21 protein-coding genes and 1 pseudogene are annotated in these 22,070 nt (G+C 71.5%); 17 read left to right on the top strand and 5 right to left on the bottom strand.

The features are described 5' to 3' along the window. Positions 1–102 precede the first annotated feature (102 nt). The gene (locus J8403_RS41755; protein WP_211127752.1) at positions 103–474 is read left to right on the top strand and encodes a hypothetical protein; all 372 of its coding nucleotides are present in this window, start codon (positions 103–105) and stop codon (positions 472–474) included. 60 nt (positions 475–534) lie between these two features. Here the strand turns inward: J8403_RS41755 and J8403_RS41750 are convergent, their stop codons facing one another. Continuing rightward, on the bottom strand, positions 535–960 hold the full coding sequence (locus tag J8403_RS41750; protein ID WP_211127751.1) for a MarR family winged helix-turn-helix transcriptional regulator: 426 nt from the start codon (positions 958–960) through the stop codon (positions 535–537). Between the two features lie 105 nt (positions 961–1,065). Between J8403_RS41750 and J8403_RS41745 the strand changes: the two genes are divergently transcribed. Then, a complete protein-coding gene (locus J8403_RS41745; RefSeq protein ID WP_211127750.1) occupies positions 1,066–1,707 on the top strand; it encodes an MBL fold metallo-hydrolase in 642 nt (213 codons plus the stop codon). 17 nt (positions 1,708–1,724) lie between these two features. Here the strand turns inward: J8403_RS41745 and J8403_RS41740 are convergent, their stop codons facing one another. Next, a complete protein-coding gene (locus J8403_RS41740; RefSeq protein WP_246586248.1) occupies positions 1,725–2,714 on the bottom strand; it encodes a LacI family DNA-binding transcriptional regulator in 990 nt (329 codons plus the stop codon). A gap of 522 nt (positions 2,715–3,236) precedes the next feature. Between J8403_RS41740 and J8403_RS41735 the strand changes: the two genes are divergently transcribed. From J8403_RS41735 to J8403_RS41690, 10 genes are all read left to right on the top strand, one after another. Continuing rightward, positions 3,237–4,469 (top strand): hypothetical protein, encoded by a 1,233-nt coding sequence (locus tag J8403_RS41735; RefSeq protein WP_246586247.1) that lies wholly within the window; start codon positions 3,237–3,239, stop codon positions 4,467–4,469. Then, positions 4,466–5,443 carry a D-2-hydroxyacid dehydrogenase gene (locus tag J8403_RS41730; protein WP_211127748.1) on the top strand — a complete coding sequence of 326 codons (978 nt, stop codon included), beginning with the start codon at positions 4,466–4,468 and terminating at the stop codon, positions 5,441–5,443. Before J8403_RS41735 ends, J8403_RS41730 begins: the two co-directional genes overlap by 4 nt. 197 nt (positions 5,444–5,640) lie before the next feature. Continuing rightward, positions 5,641–6,441, top strand: coding sequence for a polysaccharide lyase family 7 protein (locus tag J8403_RS41725; RefSeq protein ID WP_211127747.1), 801 nt, complete (start codon positions 5,641–5,643; stop codon positions 6,439–6,441). A gap of 277 nt (positions 6,442–6,718) precedes the next feature. Then, on the top strand, positions 6,719–7,636 hold the full coding sequence (gene ltnD, locus J8403_RS41720) for an L-threonate dehydrogenase (protein ID WP_211127746.1): 918 nt from the start codon (positions 6,719–6,721) through the stop codon (positions 7,634–7,636). A 1-nt stretch (position 7,637) separates the two neighbouring features. Beyond that, positions 7,638–8,918: a 3-oxo-tetronate kinase gene (otnK, locus tag J8403_RS41715; RefSeq protein WP_211127745.1), complete on the top strand. Its 1,281-nt coding sequence runs from the start codon at positions 7,638–7,640 to the stop codon at positions 8,916–8,918. After that, entirely contained in the window at positions 8,915–9,589 is a 675-nt protein-coding gene (locus tag J8403_RS41710) for a class II aldolase/adducin family protein (protein WP_211127744.1), read from the top strand. The genes otnK and J8403_RS41710 overlap by 4 nt, the downstream gene beginning before the upstream one ends. A gap of 55 nt (positions 9,590–9,644) precedes the next feature. Then, positions 9,645–10,952 (top strand): MFS transporter, encoded by a 1,308-nt coding sequence (locus tag J8403_RS41705; RefSeq protein WP_211127743.1) that lies wholly within the window; start codon positions 9,645–9,647, stop codon positions 10,950–10,952. A gap of 34 nt (positions 10,953–10,986) precedes the next feature. Further along, positions 10,987–11,784 carry a 2-oxo-tetronate isomerase gene (gene otnI / locus J8403_RS41700; protein ID WP_211127742.1) on the top strand — a complete coding sequence of 266 codons (798 nt, stop codon included), beginning with the start codon at positions 10,987–10,989 and terminating at the stop codon, positions 11,782–11,784. Continuing rightward, positions 11,781–12,797 carry a D-erythronate dehydrogenase gene (gene denD, locus J8403_RS41695; protein WP_211127741.1) on the top strand — a complete coding sequence of 339 codons (1,017 nt, stop codon included), beginning with the start codon at positions 11,781–11,783 and terminating at the stop codon, positions 12,795–12,797. The genes otnI and denD overlap by 4 nt, the downstream gene beginning before the upstream one ends. Positions 12,798–12,837: 40 nt before the next feature. Then, positions 12,838–13,593, top strand: a complete 756-nt coding sequence (locus tag J8403_RS41690; RefSeq protein WP_211127740.1) for a FadR/GntR family transcriptional regulator — start codon at positions 12,838–12,840, stop codon at positions 13,591–13,593. Between the two features lie 76 nt (positions 13,594–13,669). Here J8403_RS41690 and J8403_RS41685 read toward each other — a convergent pair whose 3' ends face one another. Continuing rightward, complete coding sequence (locus J8403_RS41685) at positions 13,670–14,716, bottom strand: helix-turn-helix transcriptional regulator (RefSeq protein ID WP_211127739.1); 1,047 nt, start codon at positions 14,714–14,716, stop codon at positions 13,670–13,672. Between the two features lie 99 nt (positions 14,717–14,815). On the opposite strand from J8403_RS41685, the gene J8403_RS41680 reads away from it, so the two are divergent. From J8403_RS41680 to J8403_RS41670, 3 genes and pseudogenes are all read left to right on the top strand, one after another. Next, a complete protein-coding gene (locus J8403_RS41680) occupies positions 14,816–15,394 on the top strand; it encodes a DinB family protein (RefSeq protein ID WP_211127738.1) in 579 nt (192 codons plus the stop codon). Positions 15,395–15,493: 99 nt separating this feature from the next. Further along, complete coding sequence (locus J8403_RS41675) at positions 15,494–16,534, top strand: aldo/keto reductase (protein WP_211127737.1); 1,041 nt, start codon at positions 15,494–15,496, stop codon at positions 16,532–16,534. Then, a pseudogene (locus J8403_RS41670) lies at positions 16,531–17,535 on the top strand (winged helix DNA-binding domain-containing protein); the annotation flags it as partial. The gene J8403_RS41675 and the pseudogene J8403_RS41670, both read left to right, overlap by 4 nt. A gap of 17 nt (positions 17,536–17,552) precedes the next feature. On the opposite strand, the gene J8403_RS41665 reads toward J8403_RS41670, so the two are convergent. Continuing rightward, positions 17,553–18,704, bottom strand: a complete 1,152-nt coding sequence (locus J8403_RS41665) for an acyltransferase family protein (protein WP_211127736.1) — start codon at positions 18,702–18,704, stop codon at positions 17,553–17,555. A 159-nt stretch (positions 18,705–18,863) separates the two neighbouring features. Then, on the bottom strand, positions 18,864–20,090 hold the full coding sequence (locus J8403_RS41660) for a cysteine desulfurase-like protein (protein ID WP_211127735.1): 1,227 nt from the start codon (positions 20,088–20,090) through the stop codon (positions 18,864–18,866). A 317-nt stretch (positions 20,091–20,407) separates the two neighbouring features. Between J8403_RS41660 and J8403_RS41655 the strand changes: the two genes are divergently transcribed. Both J8403_RS41655 and J8403_RS41650 read left to right on the top strand, forming a co-directional pair. Then, positions 20,408–21,520, top strand: coding sequence for an AI-2E family transporter (locus J8403_RS41655; protein WP_211127734.1), 1,113 nt, complete (start codon positions 20,408–20,410; stop codon positions 21,518–21,520). 90 nt (positions 21,521–21,610) lie between these two features. Continuing rightward, on the top strand, positions 21,611–22,060 hold the full coding sequence (locus tag J8403_RS41650; protein WP_211127733.1) for an RrF2 family transcriptional regulator: 450 nt from the start codon (positions 21,611–21,613) through the stop codon (positions 22,058–22,060). The last annotated feature ends 10 nt before the right edge of the window (positions 22,061–22,070 follow it).

Genomic DNA, 22,070 nt, shown 5'->3' with positions numbered 1-22,070 from the left:
AGCGAAGGGGTGACGGCCAGTCGGGCGCCTCCTCGGGAGCGGTCCCAGGGCCCGCGGGTTAGAAATGCCGCGCAGGAATCCCCGACACAGGAGGTCCAACTGATGGGTATCGGTAGGCGCTGGACGACCGCGACGGCCGCCGCGACCATGACTCTGGCGGGCACACTGGGACTCGGGCTGATGGCGCCGGTGGCGCAGGCCGCCGCCCACGGGCCGTGCTACGACGGGCGGTGCACGACCACCGTGTCGAGGCCCACCAACATCACGGTCGACAGCCACCGGTTCGGCTTCGGGAAGCTCCGGATCACCCACATCAGCTCCCGGTCCGTGAAGATGTCGGCCACCACTACGGGCGGCGCGCGCCTGAGCGGCAGCACCAGTCCTGGCGGCACCGTCAGGCTCAACAGCCTGAGCATCCGGGTGCAGTCGGTCAGCGGCCACAAGGCCAAGCTCGTCCTGTCACGGGCGTCCTGACACACACGTCCTGACATGGGCATCCTGACGCGGGCGTCCTGAGTTCCCGTCCAACCACGATCACTTTCCCGTGAGGTGAGTGGTCAGGCGGGTCAGCAGGGGCACACAGTCGCGCAGCCGCCGCTGTTCATCGGGGCTGAGCGCGTCGCCGATGGCGGCGCCCAGCGAAGTGGCGCGCTGCGCGCGCTCTTGCCGGAGGCGAGCGCGGCCCGTGTCGGTGATGTCCAGCAGGAGCTTGCGGCCGTCGCTGGGATGAGGTTCGGTACGCACCAGCCCGGCGCCGAGCAGTTCCTTGACGGACTTGGCGGCCGACTGGTGGGTCACGCCGCGCCGGTGCGCGAGGTCGGCCGTGGTCTGCGGGCCGCCGCGGTCGAGGTGGCCGAGGATGGCGGCTTCACCCGAGGGCATGGTGTCGGCGGCCCGCACGGCACGGACGAGTTCCCCGATGGCCTGCCGCAGGTCTTCGGCCAGTGCGTCGTCTTCCATGACCCCACCCTACCCATGTCTTGAATCTGAGTTGTACAACTTAGTTGTACAGTTAAGTTGCACACCCAGGTTGTACAGTTTCAGGAAGGGATCAAGGGGCCCACTATGCGACTCACCAAGTTCGGCCACGCCTGCGTCCGCATCGAGAAGGACGACCGCCACCTGGTCGTGGACCCGGGCGGCCTCACCGAACCGCACGCGCTGGACGGCGCGGACGCGGTCCTGGTCACCCATGAACACGTCGACCACTTCTCCGAGGAGACGCTCCGCAAGGCCGCGGAGAACAACCCGGCCCTGCACATCTGGACCAATACGCCCGTCGCCAGGCAACTGGACGGCCTCGCCTCCCGGGTCACCGCCGTCGGCGAGGGCGAGACCTTCACCGCGGCCGGTTTCGATGTGAAGGTCTACGGCACGTGGCACGCGGTCATCCACCCCGATATCCCGCCCATCGGCAACATCGGCTTCCTCATCGACGACGCCCTCTTCCACCCGGGAGACGCGCTCACCGTCCCGGACGCCACCGTCGACACCCTGCTGCTGCCCGTACACGGCCCCTGGTCCACCACCGGGCAGCTGATCGACTACGTACGAGAGGTGGCCCCGCAGGACACCTACGCCATCCACGACGGCGCCCTCAATGACGTCGGCACCGCCATGGTCGGCGGATTCCTGGGCGACAACGGCCCCGGCATCGGGGCCCGCTACCACCGGCTGGCCGCGGGCGCCTCCATCGACATCAGCTGACGCCGGGATCCCCGCCCTCAGCCCGGCGATACCGCGGGCGGCGCGCTGGTGAGCCGTACGCGAAGCTCCATCGGAAGGGATCGCGGTTCGGTGTCACCGTCGGCGGCCATCAAGGATTCCAGTCGCTGGGCGGCCTGCCTGCCCAGTTCGTCCCGGGCCATCGAGGCCGTGGTGAGGCGGCGCGAACTGGGCAGGTCGTCAACGGAGATGTCATCGCAGCCGATCACCGACAGGTCGTCGGGGATCCGCAGGCCCGACTCCTCCAACGCCGCCATCGCACCGAATGCCACCAGGTCGTTGTACGCGACCACGGCGCTGACACCGCGCTCCCGCACCGCGTCGGCCGCGTCGTAGCCATGCCGCGCCGTATGGCCGCACGGGATGACCGTGACGTCGATACCGAAGGCCGCCGCGGCCTCGAAGGCCCGGATGCGTTCCGCATTGGCCCAGGACGCTTCGGGCCCGCTCAGATAGGCCACCCGGCGATGGCCGAGCTGGGTGAGATGACCGCAGACGAGGGTCATTCCTCCGTAGAAATCGGCCGAGACCGAGGGGATGCTCAGCCCGGGGACGATCCGGTTGACCAGCACCACAGGGTGGCCACGGAGAGCCAGATCGACGAGCGCCGTGCGGTCCATGCGAGGAGAACAGAGCAGTACGCCGTCACAACAGCGCATCAGGTCCTCGGCGAGCTCGTACTCACTCGCCGCGTCCTCGTCCGACTCCATCACCATCACCCGCCGCCCGTGCCGGCGGGCGACGGCGGAGACGGATTTCAGCACATCCGGAAAGTACGGGTTGGACAGGTCGGGCACGAGCACGCCGATGGCCCCGGCCTCGCCGCGCGCCAGGCCCTGGGCAGCGGCATTGGGGCGATAGCCCAGTGCGGCGACCGCGCTGTGCACCCGGCGCGCCAGCTCGGGATCGACCCGGGCGGTGCCGTTGAGCACACGGGAGACGGTAGCGGCGGACACCCCTGCCGCCGTGCCGACATCGGTGATCGTCACACGCCGCTGGCGCGCACCCCTCTTCGCCGCGGAACCGCCCGCCGCACCGGACCTCTCAGGCGTATCGGGCAGCCCGGCCGCAGGGGGGAGTTCCGGCTCTTCGGATGATCCCGGACTTCCCGTCATCTCCGGCACTTTCGGAGTAGCCAATCCAGCCCCCTGCCCTTGTGTCCCGCCAGGGTAGTTCGTCGTTCAGCGCACCAGCGGCGTATCCCCTCCGCAGTCCCGGGCCGCGCTCCGGCCCTGGCTTCTCTGACGTGAAAGCGCTTCCTCAGTTCTTTCCGCACCCCCACCGGAGATCGGCGGATCGTATAAAGCAGCACGTCAGAGCCACTTTAGTGGGCGCCAAGCCGGGACCCCTGGAAAGAGCTCGCGTGAAAACGCTTGCTCACTCCTCCGATGGGCCCTAACGTCATGCGCACTTCAGTCCCGAGGGCCACCAGGGCCGGGACCAACGACCACAACTTCGCTCGGCAGCGGTTCGCCACAGGGCAGTCCGGCGCCACCAAGGAGTTGAACCACGTGACAACCCAGCCCCTCGGCTCCTGCGAGCTCAACGGCACCTTCGCCTACACCTGGGACCTGGTGGGCGACCCTGCGGCGGCCGAGCGCTTAGCCTCACTCGGCATGGGCGCAGTGGTCCTGCAAGCCGCCTACCACTCAGTGCGGGCCATGACGCCCTACCACCCCGCCCACCGCATCGTGCATGCCACGCACGCCGCCGCGTACTTCCCGCTGGACCCACACCACTGGCGCGGCGCCCGTCTGCGGCCCTCCGCGCCGAGCTGGGCCGTCGACGCTCCGGACCGGTTCGGCACGGCGGCCTCGGCCCTGCGGGACCAGGGACTGCGGGTCGAGGCCTGGCTGGTGCTCACGCACAGCACGGCGCTGGGAGAGAGCGCTCCCGATCTGACCGTGCGCAACGCGTTCGACGAACGATACGGGTATGCCCTGTGCCCGGCGCAGCCCGAAGTGGCGGCGTACGCGGTGCAGTTGGTCCGGGCCTTCTGCGCCCGGTACGACGCCGCCGAGGTGCCGTCGCTCATGCTGGAGGCGTGCGGATGGCTGGGCTTCGAACACGGCAGCCGGCATGAGAAGACAGCGGGCGCCGATCTGAGCGCGGGCTGCCGGGATCTGTTGTCGATATGCCTGTGCGCCGCGTGCCGCACAGGGATCGAGGCCGCCGGGGCGGACCCCGCCGGTCTCGCGCGGGCGGTGCGCCGCACCGTCGACGCGGAGATGAGCGGCGGTGTCCGCGCCCCGAGCGCGTTCGCCGAGTCGCTGGGCGAGCAGGCGGCACAGGCTCTGCTGCGCCACCGCCAGTCCGTGATCGAGGAGTTGACGCTACGGATCGCGGCCGCGGCGCCCGGCCGGGAGATCCTTCTGATGGCGGATGGCGACCCGCAGGTCACGGGCCCCGACAGCGGGCTCGACCTGGGCCACTTCGAGGGCCGGGCCACCGCCTTCGTCCTCAAGTGCTGGGACGACGAAGCCCGGGCGGTGGCCCGCATCGAGGAGGCGGTGCGCAGCGGCGCACGGCCGGTCATCGCCAATGTGTCCGTGCTGGAGGAGCACCCCGCCCAGCTCGCCGGACGGGTGGCGCGGCTGCGAGCCGCCGGCGCTCAGCGGATTCGCTACTACCACGCGGGCCTGGCCTCGCCCGCCCGGCTCCAGGCGCTGCGCGCGGCCAACGCGCAGGGAGAGGTGATAGCCATGACGGGAACCACGGCACAGACAGCAGAGGGAGCAGCATGACCACAGCCACCTTCACCCTCGTCATGGTCCCCCCGCTGCCGGACGAGACGCGGTCCTGGCCCGACAAGCTCGTGGAGGCCGTTCCCGGAATCGAGGTCCTCTGCCCCGAAGGCCCCGAGGACGTCGGCGCCGCGCTGGCCCGCGCCGACGCCGCGTACGGCACGCTCACTCCCGAACTCCTCGACGGAGCAGGGAAGTTGCGCTGGTTGCAGGCTCCTCAGGCGGGGCCTCCGCCCGGCTTCTACCACCCTGGGCTCGTGCGTCATCCGGTGCGGGTGACGAATATGCGGGACACGTACACCGACCATGTCGCCACGCACACCCTGGCGTTGGTCCTGGCTCTGGCCCGGCAACTCCCCCACTATGTGCGCGAGCAGGCCGCCGCGAACTGGGCACCGGACTGGTCGGACGGCGGGGTCCTGCCACTCAGTGAGGCGCGTGCGCTCATCGTCGGTACGGGTGCGGTCGGTGCCGAGGCGGGGCGGCTGCTCGCCGCGTTCGGGACCCGTGTGGAGGGCGTCGATGCCCGGATCACCGAGGCGCCGCCGGGGTTCGACCGGGTCCTGCCCGCCGATCTGCTGGATCGCGTCCTTCCCGAGGCGGACATCGTGATCCTGACCGTGCCGCACACTCCGCGGACGGAAGGGCTGATGGACACCGGCCGTATCGCGTTGATGAAGCAGGGAGCCTGCCTCATCAACGTCGGCCGCGGTCCCATCGTCCGGCTCGACGACCTGGTCACGGCCTTGGAAACGGGACACCTGCGGGGCGCCGCCCTCGACGTCATGGAGCAGGAGCCGCTGCCGCCGGACCACCCCCTGTGGCAGCACCCCAGAGCGCTGCTCACACCTCATGTCGCGGGGGCCGGACCGCACGCCTCGGAGCGCCGGTTCGAGGTGCTCGCGGAGAACGCGCGGCGGTTCGCCGCCGGGCAGCCGCTGATCAACGTCGTGGACAAAACGCAATGGTTCTGAACGGCATCGGCTGACAGCCTGCCCGCCGTGTGCTGATGGGGTCAGGGCTTGGCCGAAGTCCGACTTCGGCCTCGCCCCATCGCGCGCCTGTTCGCTGCCACACGGCCACATGCCCCGCCGACTCGGGAGGTCGGCGGTTCCCCGGGGATCAGTTCGCCTACGGGTCTGTCATGGCCCCAACACATAAGGAGCCGCACATGCGGAAGAACTCCGGCGCGCGCAGGACTCCGCGCCACGCTCTCGTGCTCATCGCCGCACCGGCACTCGCCGCCGGCGCCCTGGCCTCGGTGCAGAGTGCGTCCGCCGCTCCGGCGGACGCCGCCGCCTGCCCCGCACCGGCCGCGGCCATCGGCCTGAGCAAGGGCTGGAAGCTTCAGCTGCCCACCCCCAACAGTTCCGGCTCTCCTCAGGAGATCAAGCAGCCGGCCCTGTCGACGTACGCCAAGGCACCGTGGTTCACGACCACTTCGGGCTGCGACGCGATCTCGATGCGGGCCGCCGTCAACGGCGCCACCACCAGCAACACCGGATACCCGCGGTCGGAGTTGCGTGAGATGACCGCCGATGGGTCGGCGACGGCCAGCTGGTCGTCCACGACGGGCACCCACACCATGGTCGTCGACGAGGCCATCACCCATCTGCCGGCGAGCAAGCCGCACGTGATGGCCGGGCAGATCCACGACGAGTCGAGCGACGTCACCTCGTTCCGCCTCGAGGGGACCAGCCTTTACGTCACCTCCTACAACACCACCCACTACAAGCTGGTGACCTCCGGCTACAAGCTGGGCGACCGGTTCCAGGGCAAGTTCGTGGCCCACGACGGAAAGGTCGACGTCTACTACAACGGCACGCTCCAGGCCACCGTCACCGCCAAGTTCGGCAGTGGCTACTTCAAGGCGGGCGACTACACGCAGGCGAACTGCAACAATTCCTCGCCGTGCGACAACTCGAACTACGGCGAGGTCGCCCTGTACGGGGTCACGGTGCAACACAGCTGAGCACCCTGCCGTGCGGCCGCGGTCAGTAGGAGGATGCCGGCTTCCTCCTGGCCGCGGCCCGCGTTCCGGCCGTGCACCTGATGCGGGGCCCGTCTCACAGACGGGCCCCGCACGCATGTCCCCCACCTCATGTGACGGACGTCACGGTATGCGGGAGCCTTGTCTTCAGGTCATCATATGACCCGATCGCCGCCGAGGCCGGAGGCCGATCGCGCCTTCGGCCGGCACAGCAGGGCGGCGGCGCTCCCCCATAGGCACGGCAAGGACGAGGAGGGGCATGAGCGACCAGGACAGGCCGGCACAGCCGCGCGTGGGCGTGGTGGGGCTCGGGGCCATGGGACTCGGCATGGCTCGCAGCCTGCGGAAGGCGGGCTACGAGGTCGGGGTCCACGATCTGCGACCGGAGGTGGCCGAGGGCTTCGCCCGCGACGGCGGGACGGCGTTCGCCTCCCCCGGCGACCTGGCGGCCGCGGTGGACGTCGTGGTCGGTGTCGTGGTCAACGCGGCGCAGGTCGAGTCGGTGCTGTTCGGTGCCGGCGGGGCCGCCGCCCGGCTGAGCCCGGGGGCCGTCTTCGTGATGTGCTCCACGGTCGACCCGGGCTGGTCCGCCGAGCTCGGGGGACGGCTGGCCGAGCGGGGTGTGCTCTATCTGGACGCGCCCATCTCCGGTGGTGCCGCGCGTGCCGCGGCCGGCGAGCTGACCATGATGACGTCGGGCTCCGCCGCGGCGTACGCGGTCGCCGACCCGGTGCTCGAGGCCATGAGCGCCACGGTCTACCGCCTGGGTGAGCAGGCCGGTCTCGGCTCCAAGGTCAAGATCGTCAACCAGTTGCTCGCGGGTGTGCACATCGCCGCGGCGGCCGAGGCGATGGCGCTGGGTCTGAAGGCCGGTGTGCCGGCCGAGGCGCTCTACGAGGTCATCACGCACAGCGCCGGCAATTCGTGGATGTTCGAGAACCGGATGGCGCATGTGCTCGCCGGTGACTACACGGCCCTCTCCGCGGTCGACATCTTCGTCAAGGACCTGGGGCTCGTCCTCGATTCCGCACGGCCGGAGCGGTTCCCGCTCCCCCTGGCCGCCACGGCTCATCAGATGTTCCTGCAGGCGTCGGCGTCGGGTCTGGGTGCCGAGGACGACAGCGCGGTCATCAAGATCTTCCCCGGGATCGACCTGCCCCAGCCGGCGGGGGCCTGAGATGGGAATCCGACTCGGCTGCATCGCCGACGACTTCACCGGCGCCACGGACCTGGCCAACAACCTGGTGCGCGCGGGCATGCGCGTGGTCCAGCTGATCGATGTGCCGCCCGGCGGCGCCGAGGAACCGGTGGCCGCGGACGCCGTGGTCATCGCGCTCAAGTCGCGGACGGTTCCGGCCGCCGACGCCGTCGAGGCATCGCTGCGGGCCCTCGCCTGGCTGCGGTCCGCGGGCGCCGAACAGATCTACTTCAAGTACTGCTCCACCTTCGACTCGACACCGGCCGGGAACATCGGGCCGGTCACCGAGGCCCTGATGGACGCGCTCGGCACCGACTTCACGATCGCCACGCCCGCGTTCCCCGACAACGGGCGCACGGTCTTCAAGGGCCATCTCTTCGTCGGCGACGTGCTGCTCAGCGAGAGCGGAATGCGCCATCACCCGCTCACCCCCATGACCGACCCCCATCTCGTTTCGGTCCTGGGCGCGCAGACCACCCGGGCGGTCGGCCTGATCGACCACACGGTCGTCGGCAGCGGTGCCGAGGCGGTCCGGGCCCGGATCGACGAGCTGCGCGCGCAGGGCGCCGGGATCGCCATCGCCGACGCCGTCTCCAACGACGACCTGGTGCGTCTCGGCGCGGCGGTCCAGGGGCTGCCCCTGGTGACCGCCGGTTCGGGCCTGGCCATCGGGCTGCCCGCGAACTGGGGGTTCACGCCGTCCCACGCCGCCGCACAGCTGCCACCGCCCGGCGGCCACCGGGCCGTCATCTCCGGATCGGTCTCCGCCGCCACCAACCGCCAGGTGCTGGAGTTCCTGCGCGCCGGGCGGCCCGCGTTCAGCGTGGATCCGCTGCGTATCGCGGCCGGTGAGGACGTGTCCGGCCAGGCCCTCGCCTTCGCCGAATCCCACCTGGCCGACGGACCTGTCCTCTTCTACTCCACCGAGGCGCCCGAGGCGGTCCGGACCGTCCAGAGCAGGCTCGGCGCCGGCGAGGCCGGCGAGCTGGTGGAGCGGACCCTGGCCCGCGTGGCCCAGGGCCTCGTGGAGCGGGGGGTACGCCAACTCGTCGTGGCGGGCGGCGAGACCTCGGGAGCGGTCGTCCGGGCGCTCGGCATCACCGGGCTGCGGATCGGGCCGCAGATCGACCCCGGTGTGCCCTGGTGCGCGGCGCCGCTTCCCGGCGGCGACACGCTCCACATCACCCTGAAGTCCGGCAACTTCGGTGGCCCCGCGTTCTTCACCGACGCCTTCGCCCTGCTCGACCGGGAGGTCTCATGACCGAGCTCCTCGACGCCGCCGTGGACGCGGCGCGCGACGAGATCGTCCGGGTGGGCACGAGCCTGTTCGACAGGGGCTATGTGCACGCCAGCGCCGGGAACATCAGCGCCAGGATCGGCGACGGCCATCTGATCACCCCCACCGACGCCGCCCTGGGCTTTCTCGAGCGCGACCGCCTCGCGCTGGTCGACGCCCAGGGTGAGCAGATCGCGGGCGACCGCGCGAGCAAGACCCTGACGCTCCATCGGCGCATTTACGCGGCCGACCCCACGGCCCGCTTCGTCGTCCACACCCACTCCACCCATCTGGTCGCGCTCACCCTGGCCGGGGTGTGGAGCCAGGACGACGTGCTCCCGCCGATCACGCCCTACTTCGTGATGAAGGTCGGGCACGTGCCGCTCATCCCCTACCACCGGCCCGGCGACCCGCGCGTGGCCGACCTGGTGACCGCCCGGATCGCCGACCGCCAGGCGAGCCACACGCCGATCAGGGCCGTCCTGCTCGACCGGCTCGGCCCCGTGGTCTGGGGCCCGGACGCGGCCGCCGCCCTCGCCGTCCTCGAAGAACTCGAGGAGACGGCACGCCTCTGGCTCCTGACCGACCGTCGACCGGAGCCGCTCACCACCGACGCCATCGACGAGCTGAGGGCCACCTTCGGCGCCGCTTGGTGACCCGCTTCTCCCCTCCCCGTTCGCAGAATCCCCTGAGCCGCACAAAGGATTCGTCATGCCCATACCCGCAGTGGCGACCGAGACCCCCGCGCTCGCCCGTGAGAACACGGTCTACCGCAAGGTCGTACGCCGCATCGTCCCCTTCCTCATCCTCTGCTACGTGGCCTCCTATCTGGACCGGGTCAACGTCGGCTTCGCGAAGCTGCAGATGTCCGACGACCTCGGGTTCAGCGAGGCGGCGTACGGCCTGGGGGCGGGCCTGTTCTTCATCGGCTACTTCATCCTGGAGGTCCCCTCCAACCTGATGCTGCAACGCGTCGGAGCCCGCACCTGGATCGCCCGCATCATGATCAGCTGGGGCCTGGTCTCGGCGGCGTTCATGTTCGTCACCAACGAGGCGACGTTCTATGTGCTGAGGTTTCTGCTCGGTGCCGCGGAGGCGGGGTTCTATCCGGGGGTGATCCTCTACTGCACCTACTGGTTCCCCTCGTACCGCCGGGCCCGGGTGATCGCGATGTTCATGTCGGCGATCCCGGTGGCGGGCATCTTCGGCAATCCGCTCTCCGGCTGGATCATGGACCACTTCCAGGGCGTGAACGGCTGGCAGGGCTGGCAGTGGATGTTCCTGCTGGAGGCCGTCCCCGCGCTCCTCGTCGGTGTCGTCACCCTCTTCTACCTGGACGACGACGTGCGCGCCGCGAAGTGGCTGACCGATGAGGAGAAGTCCGTCGTCGAGCGGGCGGTCGCCGACGACACCGCGGACCGGACGGTGGACGGCCGGGTCTGGGACGCCTTCCGCGAGCCCAGGGTGTGGCTGATGTGTCTCATCTACTTCTGCTTCGTGATGGGCCAGTACGCCCTGACCTTCTGGATGCCCTCGTTCGTCGAGTCCACCGGTATCGAGGGCAACTTCGCGATCGGCGTGCTCAGCGCCGTGCCGTTCCTGGCCGCGCTCGTCGCGATGAACCTGTTCGGCCGCTCGGCGGACAAGCGCCGCGAGCGCCGCTGGCACCTGGTCATCCCGAGTCTCATGGGCGCCGTCGGATTCTCGCTGGCCGCCGTGTGGAACGGCTCGACCGCGCTGTCCCTGACCGCGCTGTCCATCGCCGGGGCCGGGGTGCTGACCTGCGCTCCGCTGTTCTGGTCGCTCCCCACCGCGTTCCTGAGCGGCACCGCCGCGGCGGCGGGCCTCGCCATGATCAACTCGGTGGGCAACCTCGCCGGGTTCGTCAGCCCCTACATGATCGGCGCGCTCAAGGACGCCACCGGCTCGGCGGCGATCCCGATGCACGTCCTGGCGCTCAGCCTGGTCGTCGGCGCCGCCGCGGTGCTCACCACCAAGAAGCACATCGTCAACCGCTGACCGGGACGGTCCCGGCCCGAACGCAGGAGCCAGCATGCCGAGGTTCGCCGCGAACCTGTCCATGATGTACACCGAACACGACTTCCTCGACCGCTTCGCCGCGGCGTCGGCGGACGGCTTCGAGGCCGTCGAGTACCTCTTCCCGTACGCGTACGACGCCACCGAGCTGCGCCGCCGGCTCGACGACCACGGCCTGAGGCAGGTGCTCTTCAACGCGCCGCCCGGTGCGTGGGAGTCCGGCGAGCGCGGGCTCGCGGCGCTGCCCGGCCGCGAGGCGGAGGTGCGCTCCGGGATCGGGCGGGCACTGGAGTACGCGGCGGAGCTCGGCTGCCCACGGGTGCACATGATGGCCGGGCTGGTGGGGCCCGCACCGGACCCGGCCGAGCACCGCGACACCTACCTGGCCAACCTCGCCTGGGCCGCGGAGCGGGCCGCCGCGGCGGGCGTGGACATCCTGATCGAGCCGATCAACGGCCGCGATATGCCCGGGTACTTCCTGAGCCGGCAGGCCGAAGCGCACACCGTGGTACGGGAGGTGGGGGCCCCGAACCTCAAGGTGCAGCTCGACCTCTACCACTGCCAGATCGTCGAGGGCGACCTCACCACGACCCTGCGCCGCGACCTGCCCACCGGCCGGGTCGGCCATCTGCAGATCGCGGGCGTGCCCGACCGCCATGAGCCCGACCGGGGCGAGCTCGACATCCGCCACCTGTTCGGCGTCATCGACGAGCTGGGCTTCGACGGGTGGATCGGCTGCGAGTACATCCCCCGCGCCGGCACGAGCGAGGGGCTCGGCTGGCGAGACGACTACCGAGGAGACAACAACGCATGAGGATCGTCATCACGGGTGGCTTCGGCTTCCTGGGAGAGCGGGTCGCCGCCGCATTGCTCACGGCACGGACGTTCCGCGGTGTGCCGATCGACCGGCTGGTCCTCGCCGACCGCGTCGTGCCGGCCGGTTCGGCGGCGGCCGACCCCCTCGTGGACGTCGTACGGGGCGACCTGGTCGACCGGCTGGACGAGGTGTTCGCGGAGCCGGTGGATGTGCTGATCCACCTCGCCTCCGCGGTCTCGGCCGAGTGCGAGGCCGACTTCGACCTCGGTATGAGCGCCAATGTGGACACCACGCGGGCGCTGCTCGAGGCCGCGCGGGCGCAGTCGGCGGCCGGGGGGCCGACGCCGCGGGTGGTGTTCTCCAGCAGCGTGGCCGTCTACGGTTCCGACCCCGCGCTGCCGCTGCCACCGGTCGTCAGCGAGTCGACCCTGCCCACACCGCGGTCGAGCTACGGGATCCAGAAGCTGGTCTGCGAGCAGCTGATCGCGGACTACACCCGCCGCGGTTTCCTCGACGGGCGCGTCGCCCGGCTGATGACCGTGTCGGTGCGGCCGGGCAAGCCCAACGCGGCCGCCTCCGGCTTCCTGTCCGGCATCGTCCGCGAGCCGCTCGCGGGCCTCCCGGCGACCTGCCCGGTCCACCCCGAGCTGAAGGTGGCCCTGGCCTCGCCACGGCGCACCGTCGAGGGCATCCTGCGCGTCGCGGAGGCCGAGCGCGGCGCCGGGCCGGGCCGGATCGACGGCGGGGTGCCGGTCAACCTTCCGGCGCTCACGGTCTCGGTCGCCGACATGCTGAGCACGCTGCGGCAGGTGGCCGGGGACGCCGTCGCCGACCTGGTGACGATCGCGCCCGATCCCGGTGTCGAGGCCCTCGTGGGCTCGTGGCCCGCCGCGTTCGACAACGCGCGCGCCGCCGCGCTCGGGCTGGCACCCGACCCGGACTTCGCCTCGGTGGTGCGCGACTACCTCGACGACCACGCCGACGCGGTCGTGGACGGTGCGCGCTCTTGACGGCCGGGGCGACCGGAACGGTGCCGATAAACTGAAGACCATGTTCTCCAAGGTGAGCGGTCCCGTGCGGCTCGCGGATCGGGTCGCGGCGATACTCTCGGAAGAGATCGAGTCCGGGCGGCTGGCCGAGGGCGACAAGCTCCCGACCGAGGTGGCGCTGGTCAAGCAGCTGGGCGTCAGCCGCACCGTCGTACGCGAGGCCGTGTCCCGGCTCCGCAACGCGGGCCTGGTCGAACCCCGTCAGGGGCTCGGTGTGTTCGTGATGCCGCGGCGGACCCGGCCGCTCGACCTGGAGGCCGAGACCGCCGAGGACACCAAGTCCAAGGTGCGGCAGATCGTGGAGGTGCGCCGCCCCATCGAGGGCGAGGCGGCGTACCTCGCGGCCACCCGGGCCAGGCCGGCCGATCTCGCCCGGATGCGTCAGGCCCTGGAGGCCATCGACGCGGCGGTGGCGGCCGGGGGCGACGGCGTGGACGAGGATCTCGCCTTCCACCGGTCCATCGCCGAATCGACCGGGAATCCGGTGATGCTCTCGACGCTGCGCTACCTCGGCGAGGTGCTGCGCAGCGGAATCCGTGTCACGCGTGCGAACGAGGCGCGGCGCGGCGACTTCCTCGAAGCGGTCCGGCACGAGCACCACGCCATCCTCACCGCCATCGAGGCCCGCGACGCCGAGGCGGCGCGCGAGGCGGCGCTGCTCCACCTGAGGCACGCGGCGTCCCGGCTGCAGGACGCGGACGAGGGGTTCTGGACCGAGGCCGAGAACCTCGAGGTGGATCTCGACGCCGCTCCCTGAGGCGCGCCCTTGAGGCGTGTCCCTGCGGCGTGTCCCTGCGACGACCCGCCGAGACGCGATGTGCGGCGCGGGCCGCTCATCGGCTCGGCGGTCGCGTGGTGGGCTCGGTGGGTCCGTCGGCCGCGGCTCGTGCGTAGCGGCGGGCCAGGTGGGCGAAGGCGTCCTTGAGCTCGGTCGGCCCGATGACCTCGATATCGGCGTCGAACCTGCCGATACTGGCGGCCAGTCCGGGCCATGACCACGCGCCCAGGACGAGCCGGCAGCGGTCCGGGCCGAGTTCTTCGACGACTCCGTCCCGGGTGTAGGTGGACACGACGGAGGCGGGGAGGTCGAGGACGACCTCCCCGAGGCAGGGCCAGCCGCCGGTGCCGTCGGATCCCTGGAAGTCGGAGCCCTGGAACCTGCCGGTGACGAACGCGGCCACGTCCCCTCCGGGCAGTTCGCGCGGGGTGAAGCGGGGCCCCGTGGGGGTCCGCGGGGTGATCCGGTCCACGCGGAAAGTGCGCCAGTCGTCGCGGTCGAGGTCCCAGGCGACGAGATACCAGCGCCCGCCCCGGGTGACGACGTGATGCGGCTGCACCCGGCGGGGCGCGGTCGCGGCGGGGTCGGCGTGGGCGTCGGTTGCCGGTGGGGAGACGGGGTCGTAGTCGAAGCGCAGTACTTCGCGGGCGCGGACGGCCGCGCTGAGGGTCATGAGAACGCCCGGGCCCAGCCGCGGGTGCGGCCGGGTGCCCGGGCCGTCGACGGCGGTGATCTGGAGGGCATCGACGCGATGGCGCAGCCGTGCGGGCATGACCTGCCGGACGGTGCTCAGCGCACGCACCGCCGCCTCCTCGATCCCCGCCCCGGTGACGGCGGCGGTCTGAAGCGCCACGGTGAGGGCCACGGCCTGGTCGTCGTCGAACAGCAGCGGCGGCAGTTCCGTACCGGCGCCGAGCCGGTAGCCCCCGTCGGGGCCCTTGATGGCCGCGATGGGGTAGCCGAGCTCGCGCAGGCGGTCGACATCGCGGCGCACGGTGCGCGGGCTGACCTCCAGCCGCTCGGCCAGCAGCTGCCCCGGCCAGTCCCGGCGTGCCTGCAGCAGGGAGAGCAGTGACAGCAGTCGCGCTGATGTCTTCGGCATGACATCCATTCTGCCCCGAGAAGCGGCCACACCCTGTCCGCTACCCCTGCGACCGTTGTCTCCGTCAGACAACGGGAACGACAGAAGGACCCCATCACTGTGACCGCCACCACCACGCCCCCCACCACGCTCGACGGCGAGCGGGCCGATCTGCTCGCCGAGCTCGCCGCCGCACGATCCGCCCTGATCACCACGGTGCGCGGGCTCGGCGACGAGCAGGCCGACGAGCGCCCGACGGCCAGCGCACTGTGCCTGGGCGGGCTGATCAAGCACGTCGCGGCCATCGAGGAAGGATGGCTGCGCTTCGTCCTCGAAGGCCCCTCGGCGCTGCGCTACGACCTGCCCGACGGCGTCACCTGGGCCGACCTCGCGGCCGGTACGGCACATGAGATCCCGCAGTGGGCGATCGACAACCAGAACAACTTCCGGATGCTGCCCGGTGAGACGCTGGCCGGAACCCTCCAGCGCTATGAGCAGGTCGCCGCCCGGAGCGCGGAGATCATCACCGCCGTCCCCGACCTGTCGGCGACCCACCCGCTGCCCGAGGCGCCCTGGAACGAGCCGGGAGCGGCGCACAGCGTGCGCCGGGTGCTGATGCACGTCATCGCCGAGACCGCCCAGCACGCCGGGCACGCGGACATCATCCGCGAGTCGCTCGACGGGCAGAAGTCCAGCTGACCGCTGCCCGATCTCCCCCCGAGAACCGCGCCGGTGACGGCCGTCACCGGCGCGGTTCCGGAACCCGAGAGCCAAGGAACCGAAGGGAACGGCGCGACCGTGAAGACGCGTGAGCTGGGGCGGACCGGTATTCAGGTCAGCCCCTACTGCCTGGGCACGATGATGTTCGGCCAGATGGGCAATCCCGATCCCGACGACTGTGTCCGGATCATCCATCGGGCGCTGGACTCGGGCATCAACGTCGTCGACACCGCCGATGTGTACGGACCCCACGGGATGTCCGAGGAGATCCTGGGCAAGGCCCTGAAGGGCCGGCGCGACGACGTCGTGCTGGCCACCAAGGTCAACGGCGCGATGGGCGAGGACCCCAACCGTGGCGGCAGCTCCCGGCGTTGGATCATCACCGAGGTCGAGCACTCGCTGCGCCGCCTGCGCACCGATCACATCGACCTCTACCAGCTGCACCATCCCGACCCGCGCACCGACATCGAGGAGACGCTCTCCGCCCTGACCGACCTGGTGCGCGGCGGCAAGGTGCGCGCGATCGGCTCCTCCAACCTCCCGGCCTCGGAGATCGTCGAGGCGCAGTGGGTCGCCGAGCGGCGCGGACTGCAGCGCTTGCGCACCGAGCAGCCCACGTACTCCCTCCTCAACCGCGGCATCGAGCGCGAGATCCTGCCCGTCTGCCAGCGGTACGGCATGGGCACCCTGGTGTGGAGCCCGCTGGCGATGGGCCTGCTCACCGGCCGCTACCGCAAGGGCGGACCCCCGGTGCGGAACGCGCGGATGAACTGGGTGCCCCGGCATCTGACCGACGAGCGCAAACTCGACGCCGTCGAACGGCTCATCCCGCTGGCCGAGGAGGCCGGCCTGTCGCTGACCCACCTGGCGATGGCCTTCGCCATCACCCACCCCGCCGTCACCTCGGCCATCATCGGGCCGCGCACCATGGAGCAACTGGAGGATCTCCTGGCCGGGGCCGCGGTCACCCTCGACGACGACGTCCTCGACCGGATCGACCAGATCGTGGCGCCCGGAACCGACATCGGCCCGCTCGATGTGTCCTACACCCCGCCGGCCGTCGAACGGGCGGCACTGCGGCGGCGACCGGCCGACGAGCGCGCCGCGGTGACACGATGACCGTTCTCGGCAACCGGGCGCTGGGCCGCGCCACGCTCGCCCGCCAGCTGCTGCTCGATCGCGCCGACGTACCGGTCCTCGACGCCGTCGCGCACCTGTGCGGCATGCAGGCACAGGAGCCGCAGGAGCCGTTCATCGGGCTCTGGTCGCGGCTGCGCGCGTTCGACCCGACCGTCCTCTCGGACCTGCTGAGCGGGCGCGGCCTGGTACGGACCCACCTCATGCGCCGCACCGTCCACCTGCTGACCGCCGATGACACGCTGGCCTGGCGGGCCCGTCACGAGACCATGCTGCGCCAGCGGGTGCTCGGGACCTACCGCCGTGAGCTCGAGGGGATAGACCTCGACGAACTGGCCGCCGCGGGCCGGGCGGTGATGGCCGACGGCGAGCCCCGCTCGATGGCCGAGCTGGTGGGGGCGCTCGCCGCGCGCTGGCCCGCGCCGCCACCGCGGGCACTGGGCGAAATGCTGATCGCCGCCCTCGTCCCGGTGGTGCAGACGCCGCCCCGCGGGCTGTGGCGCACCAGGGCCGGGGTGCGCAACGTCCTGCTCTCCTCCTGGCTGGGGCGACAGCCGGACCCGGCCTCCCCCGACGGCGCCGACCCGGTCGGCCAGGCGCTGGTACGGCGCTATCTGGCCGCCTTCGGCCCCGCGTCCTCAGCCGATCTGCGCGCCTGGTGCGGCCTGGCCGGACTCCCGGCCGCGGTGTCCGCGATACGCGAGGAACTGGTCAGCTTCCGCGATGAACGCGGCCGCGAGCTGTTGGACCTCCCCGGCGCGCCACGCCCCGACCCCGACACGCCAGCGCCGGTGCGGTTCTTGCCCGCGTTCGACAACGCGATCCTCGGGTATCAGGACCGGGGCCGGATCATCGACGACGCCCACCGGGGCCTTTCGGTGGCCGGGGAGCGCGTGGTGCTGGTGGACGGCCGGGTGGCCGCGACCTGGAGTGTCGACACCGGCACCGTGGTCGTCACCCCGCTGGGCCGCCTGTCCCAGGCCACGTACCGCGCCCCCGGTCATGGAGTGGGGTCCTCCTGGGGCATGGGCGCGGTCCGGCCGCCGGGGGCGGGGTGCGCGGTCGGCGCGGAACGGGCGCGGGGGCGGGCGAAGCGGCGCATCATCGGCATCTCGACACCGCGCCACAGCAGCAGCGAAACCGCCACACACAGCGCCGACACCAGGAGGGACAGCGCCGTGGCGGTCACCGTGTCAAAGGTCCGCTGGTCCAGCTGCACCCGGATCGCGTACAGCACCGGGAAGTGGACCATGTACAGCGCGAACGACGCCTCGCCCAGCACCACCAGGCCACGGCGCCCCAGCCAGCTCCCGCGTCCCTGGACATCGCGGGTGGCGATGACCGGGATCAGGGCGGCCACCGGCAGACAGGTGGCCGCTCCCCATACGTACTCCTCCGGCAACTGCGGCCGCGCCGCGAAGACTCCCGCCAGGGCGAGCAGCGGCCAGTGCGGCCGCAGCGCCGGCCAGCGGTCCAGCTGGACCGCCCGGGCGAGCACCACTCCGAGGATGAACTCCAGCAGCCGTACCGGCGGGAAGAAGTAGATCAGCCACCACCGCTCCGTCGAGAGCGGCGACCAACTCCCCGGCGCCGCCTCGTCGGTGACGGCCATCGCCACCAGCGGCATCGTCACCACCAGCCCCGCCACCAGGGCGATCACCGGCCAGAGCAGCCGTGCCGGGAGCGCGTGCACCGGCCGGATCAGCAGGGGGAAGAGGAGGTAGAAGAACGCCTCGCACGAGATGGACCAGGTGACCGGATTGACACTGCTGAAATCGGCCATATCCGGAACCCAGGCGTGCACCAGCAGCAGGTTCCGGACCGCCTGCCCCAGCCCCGGATCCGGCACCGGAAGCAAGGCGGCGGTGCCCGTCACCATGAGCAGGCCCAGCATCAAGGTCCAGGTCACCACATGGTTGGGGAAGATCTTCACCAGCCGACGGCGCCAGAACCGGAGAGCGGTGTCGCTCGGAGACGCGTTCCACGCCAGCACGAAACCACTGAGGAGGAAGAAGGAGGAGACCGCCGCCGCGCTCGCCATGGACGAGGCATCGGCGGCCTCATACACCCCCTGGTCCTCGAAGAATCTGCCCAGCGTCAGCACATGGCCCGCCAGCACCACCCCGGCCAGCAGAAAGCGAAGACCCGTCAACGACGGCAGCCGATCGCCACGCGGCAACACACCGCCCACAGCAGACCCCTCCCCAAACGACGCAGGCACAGCACCCACGAGCCTGCCCGTCGCACCACCCCGGCCCCAATACCGCCCCCACGGGAACATCCACGCGAACACCACCACCCGCAGTGGGACTCACGTCTGCGCGAGGCCGGCCGGCGTGCGCAGGAAGTCCGCGAGCGCCTCCAGCAAGCGGTCCACGTCCTCGGCGCTGTTGTAGGGGGCCAGCCCGATGCGCAGGCCGCCGGTGTCGCCCAGCCCCAGCCTGCGGGATGCCTCCACCGCGTAGAAGGAGCCGGAGGGGGCGTCGACGCCGCGGCTCGCGAGGTGGCGGTAGGCGTCGGTGGTGTCACGGCCGTCGATGGTCAGCAGCACGGTCGGGGTACGGTCAGCCGCCCGGGAGTGGATGGTGATCGGGTCGAGGGCGGCCAGGCCCTCGTCGATGCGCCGGCGCAGGGTGGCCTCGTACTGTTCGAGGGCCGTGAACGACGAGGCCAGCCGCTCCCTTCGGCCGCCTTCGGCGCCGGGGGCCAAAGTGGCGAGGAAGTCGACGGCGGCGCGGGTGCCGGCGAGGAATTCATAGGGCAGGGTGCCGAATTCGAAGCGCTCGGGGACGGCGTTCGTCGAGGGGAGCAGCTTGTCCGGGGTCAGCGTCTCCAGGAGCTCGGGCCGGCTCGCCAGGACGCCGAGGTGGGGGCCGAAGAACTTGTAGGGGGAGCAGCAGAAGAAGTCCGCTCCGAGCTGCTGGATGTCGACGAGGGCGTGGGCGGTGTAGTGCACGCCGTCGACGTAGAGCAGCGCCCCTGCCTCGTGCACCCGCCGGGAGATCTCCGGGATGGCCGGGCGGGTGCCGATCAGGTTGGAGGCGGCGGTGACCGCGACCAGCCGGGTGCGGTCGCCGAGCCGGGCGCTGATGTCGTCGGGGGTCAGTTCGCCGGTCGCGGGGTCGAAATCGGCCCAGCGGACGGTGGCGCCGACGGCTTCGGCGGCCTGGATCCAGGGGCGGATGTTGGAGTCGTGGTCCAGCCGTGACACCACGACCTCGTCCCCCGGCGACCAGGTCTTGGCGAGGGTGCGGGAGAAGTCGTAGGTGAGGGCGGTGGCGCTGCGCCCGAACACGACCCCGGCCGGGTCGGCGCCGAGCAGATCGGCCATGGCCTGCCGGGCCGACTGGACGAGGGCCTCGGAATTGCGCTCCCCCGCGGTGAGCCGGCCCCGGTTGGCCAGCGGGTTGGCCAGCGCGTCGGAGATGGCCTCGATGACGGGGAGCGGGGTCTGGGTGCCCCCGGGGCCGTCGAAGTGGGCCGATCCGGCCTTCAGTGCGGGGAACTGTGCGCGGATGGCGCTGATGTCGTATGCCACGAGCGACTCCTTGCCAAGGGGTGACCAGGGCGATCTTATGCAGGCACCGGTGCGGAACGGCAGGGGGCAGGGGGTGGCCGCCGCGCCGGGGAGAGGTGTTCCGGCGCCCGGACAGTCGCCCTGATTGAATCTGTACGTATGGGGATGAATCACCCTCCTCTTCTGTCGTGCGGGACCTGCACCGGGACCGGGACGCGGAAGGCGGTGGCGCCGACGTGAGCAGCGACGTTCCTCCCCCGCCCGAGCGACCCGAAGGGCGGGGCAGACGCGCTCGGCGTGGTGTGACCGGCGGCTCCCCGGGGCGTGCCTCGAGGGCGGTGGCGCGGGCCCGCCACTCCGGCTCCGCGGCCCTGGCGGCGGCGGTGCGCCGGGCGGGGGACGAGGGCGGGCGGGTCCATCCCGGGCTGCGCCTGGCCACCGCCTACGCATGGCGTCTGATGGTCATCGGGGTGGCCGTCTATCTGGCGTTCTCGGTACTGGGGCAGTTCGAGCTCGTCGCGGTCGCGGTGTTTCTCGCACTGGTGGCCACCGCCTTGCTGCGGCCGCTGGCCGATCTGCTGGCGCGGGTGCTTCCGAGGCCGCTGGCGGTGGCGCTGGCGGTGTTCGGCACGCTGTTCGTGGTGCTGGGGCTGCTGGCGCTGGTGGGAAACGCGGCGGCCGGGGAGGCGGGCCGGCTCGTGGGTGAACTGCGCGGCGGGATCGGCAGGATCGAGCGGTGGCTGGAGGGGCCGCCGTTCCATGTCCGGCGCGGTGTGCTGTCGGGGGCCCACGACAAGGTCACCGCATTTGTCTCGCGGCATCGCGCGACGCTGATCAGCAGGGCGCTCAGCAGCGCGGGGCGGGTCGTGGAGGCGGGCACGGCGCTGTTCCTGGCCCTCTTCTGCTCGGTCTTCTTCATCCATTCCGGGGACCGGATGTGGCAGTGGTTCCGGGGCCAGCTCCCCGAGCGCGCCCGGTCTCCGTGGGACCGGGCGGCACGGGCGGCGTGGACCACCTTCGCCGGATACACCCGGGGCATCATCGTCGTGGCGGCCTCCAACGCGGCCCTGGTCGGCATCGCCCTGTCCCTGCTGCGGGTGCCGCTGGCCCTGCCGCTGACACTGCTGGTCTTCTTCGCGACGTTCGTTCCGCTGATCGGCTCGCCCATCGCGCTGGCGGTGGCGACGGTGGTGGCCCTGGCCGGGCGGGGTCCGGCCATCGCGGCCGTGGTGCTGCTGCTGATCGTGGCGGTCGGTCAGTTCGAGGGCCATGTGCTGCATCCGCTGGTGATGAGCTGGGCGGTACGGCTCCATCCCGTGGTGGTGGCGATTTCGGTCATCGCCGGAAGCATCGTCGCGGGGGTGATCGGGGCGGTCGTGGCGGTGCCCATGGTGTCCGTCGCCTGGTCGGTGACGCGGGCGCTGCGCCGCCGGCCGCCCGACGAGACCTGACCGGCGCGGGGCCGGAACACCCCCGCGCAGGTGTCCGGAACGCGCCCACATAAATGGCATCTCAGATTCGTATTCAGCTAATGTGGCGCCATGCGGCTGACGAAGTCAACGGACCTGGCACTCCGCACGATCATGCGGCTGGCGGTCGCCGGAGCCGAGCCCTGCACCGCCCGGCAGGTCGCCGGGGAAATGCGGGTGCCCTACAGCCACCTGGCCAAGGTGGCGGCCCGGCTGCAGCACCTGGGCCTGATCGAGACGCGGCGCGGGCGGGGCGGTGGGCTGGCGCTCACCGCGACCGGGCGCACCGCCTCGGTCGGCCAGCTGGTCCGGGAGTTCGAAGGGGTCGGCGAGGTCGTCGACTGCGAGGGGGAGGTGCCGTGTCCACTGCGGCAGGGGTGCCGGCTGCGCATGGCGCTGCGCCGGGCGCAGGAGGCGTTCCTCGCCTCGCTCGACACTCTGACGGTGGACGATCTGGTGGCGTCCCCGACCGGCCCGGTGCTACTCGGGCTGGTCGGGCGCGCACCCGTCCAGTCCCCGTAAGGCCGCCCCG

The organism is Streptomyces yatensis (assembly GCF_018069625.1).
GTDB classification, from domain to species: domain Bacteria; phylum Actinomycetota; class Actinomycetes; order Streptomycetales; family Streptomycetaceae; genus Streptomyces; species Streptomyces yatensis.
The sequence above is the reverse complement of the archived record's forward strand: the minus strand, read 5'-3'. Positions and strand labels throughout refer to the sequence as shown.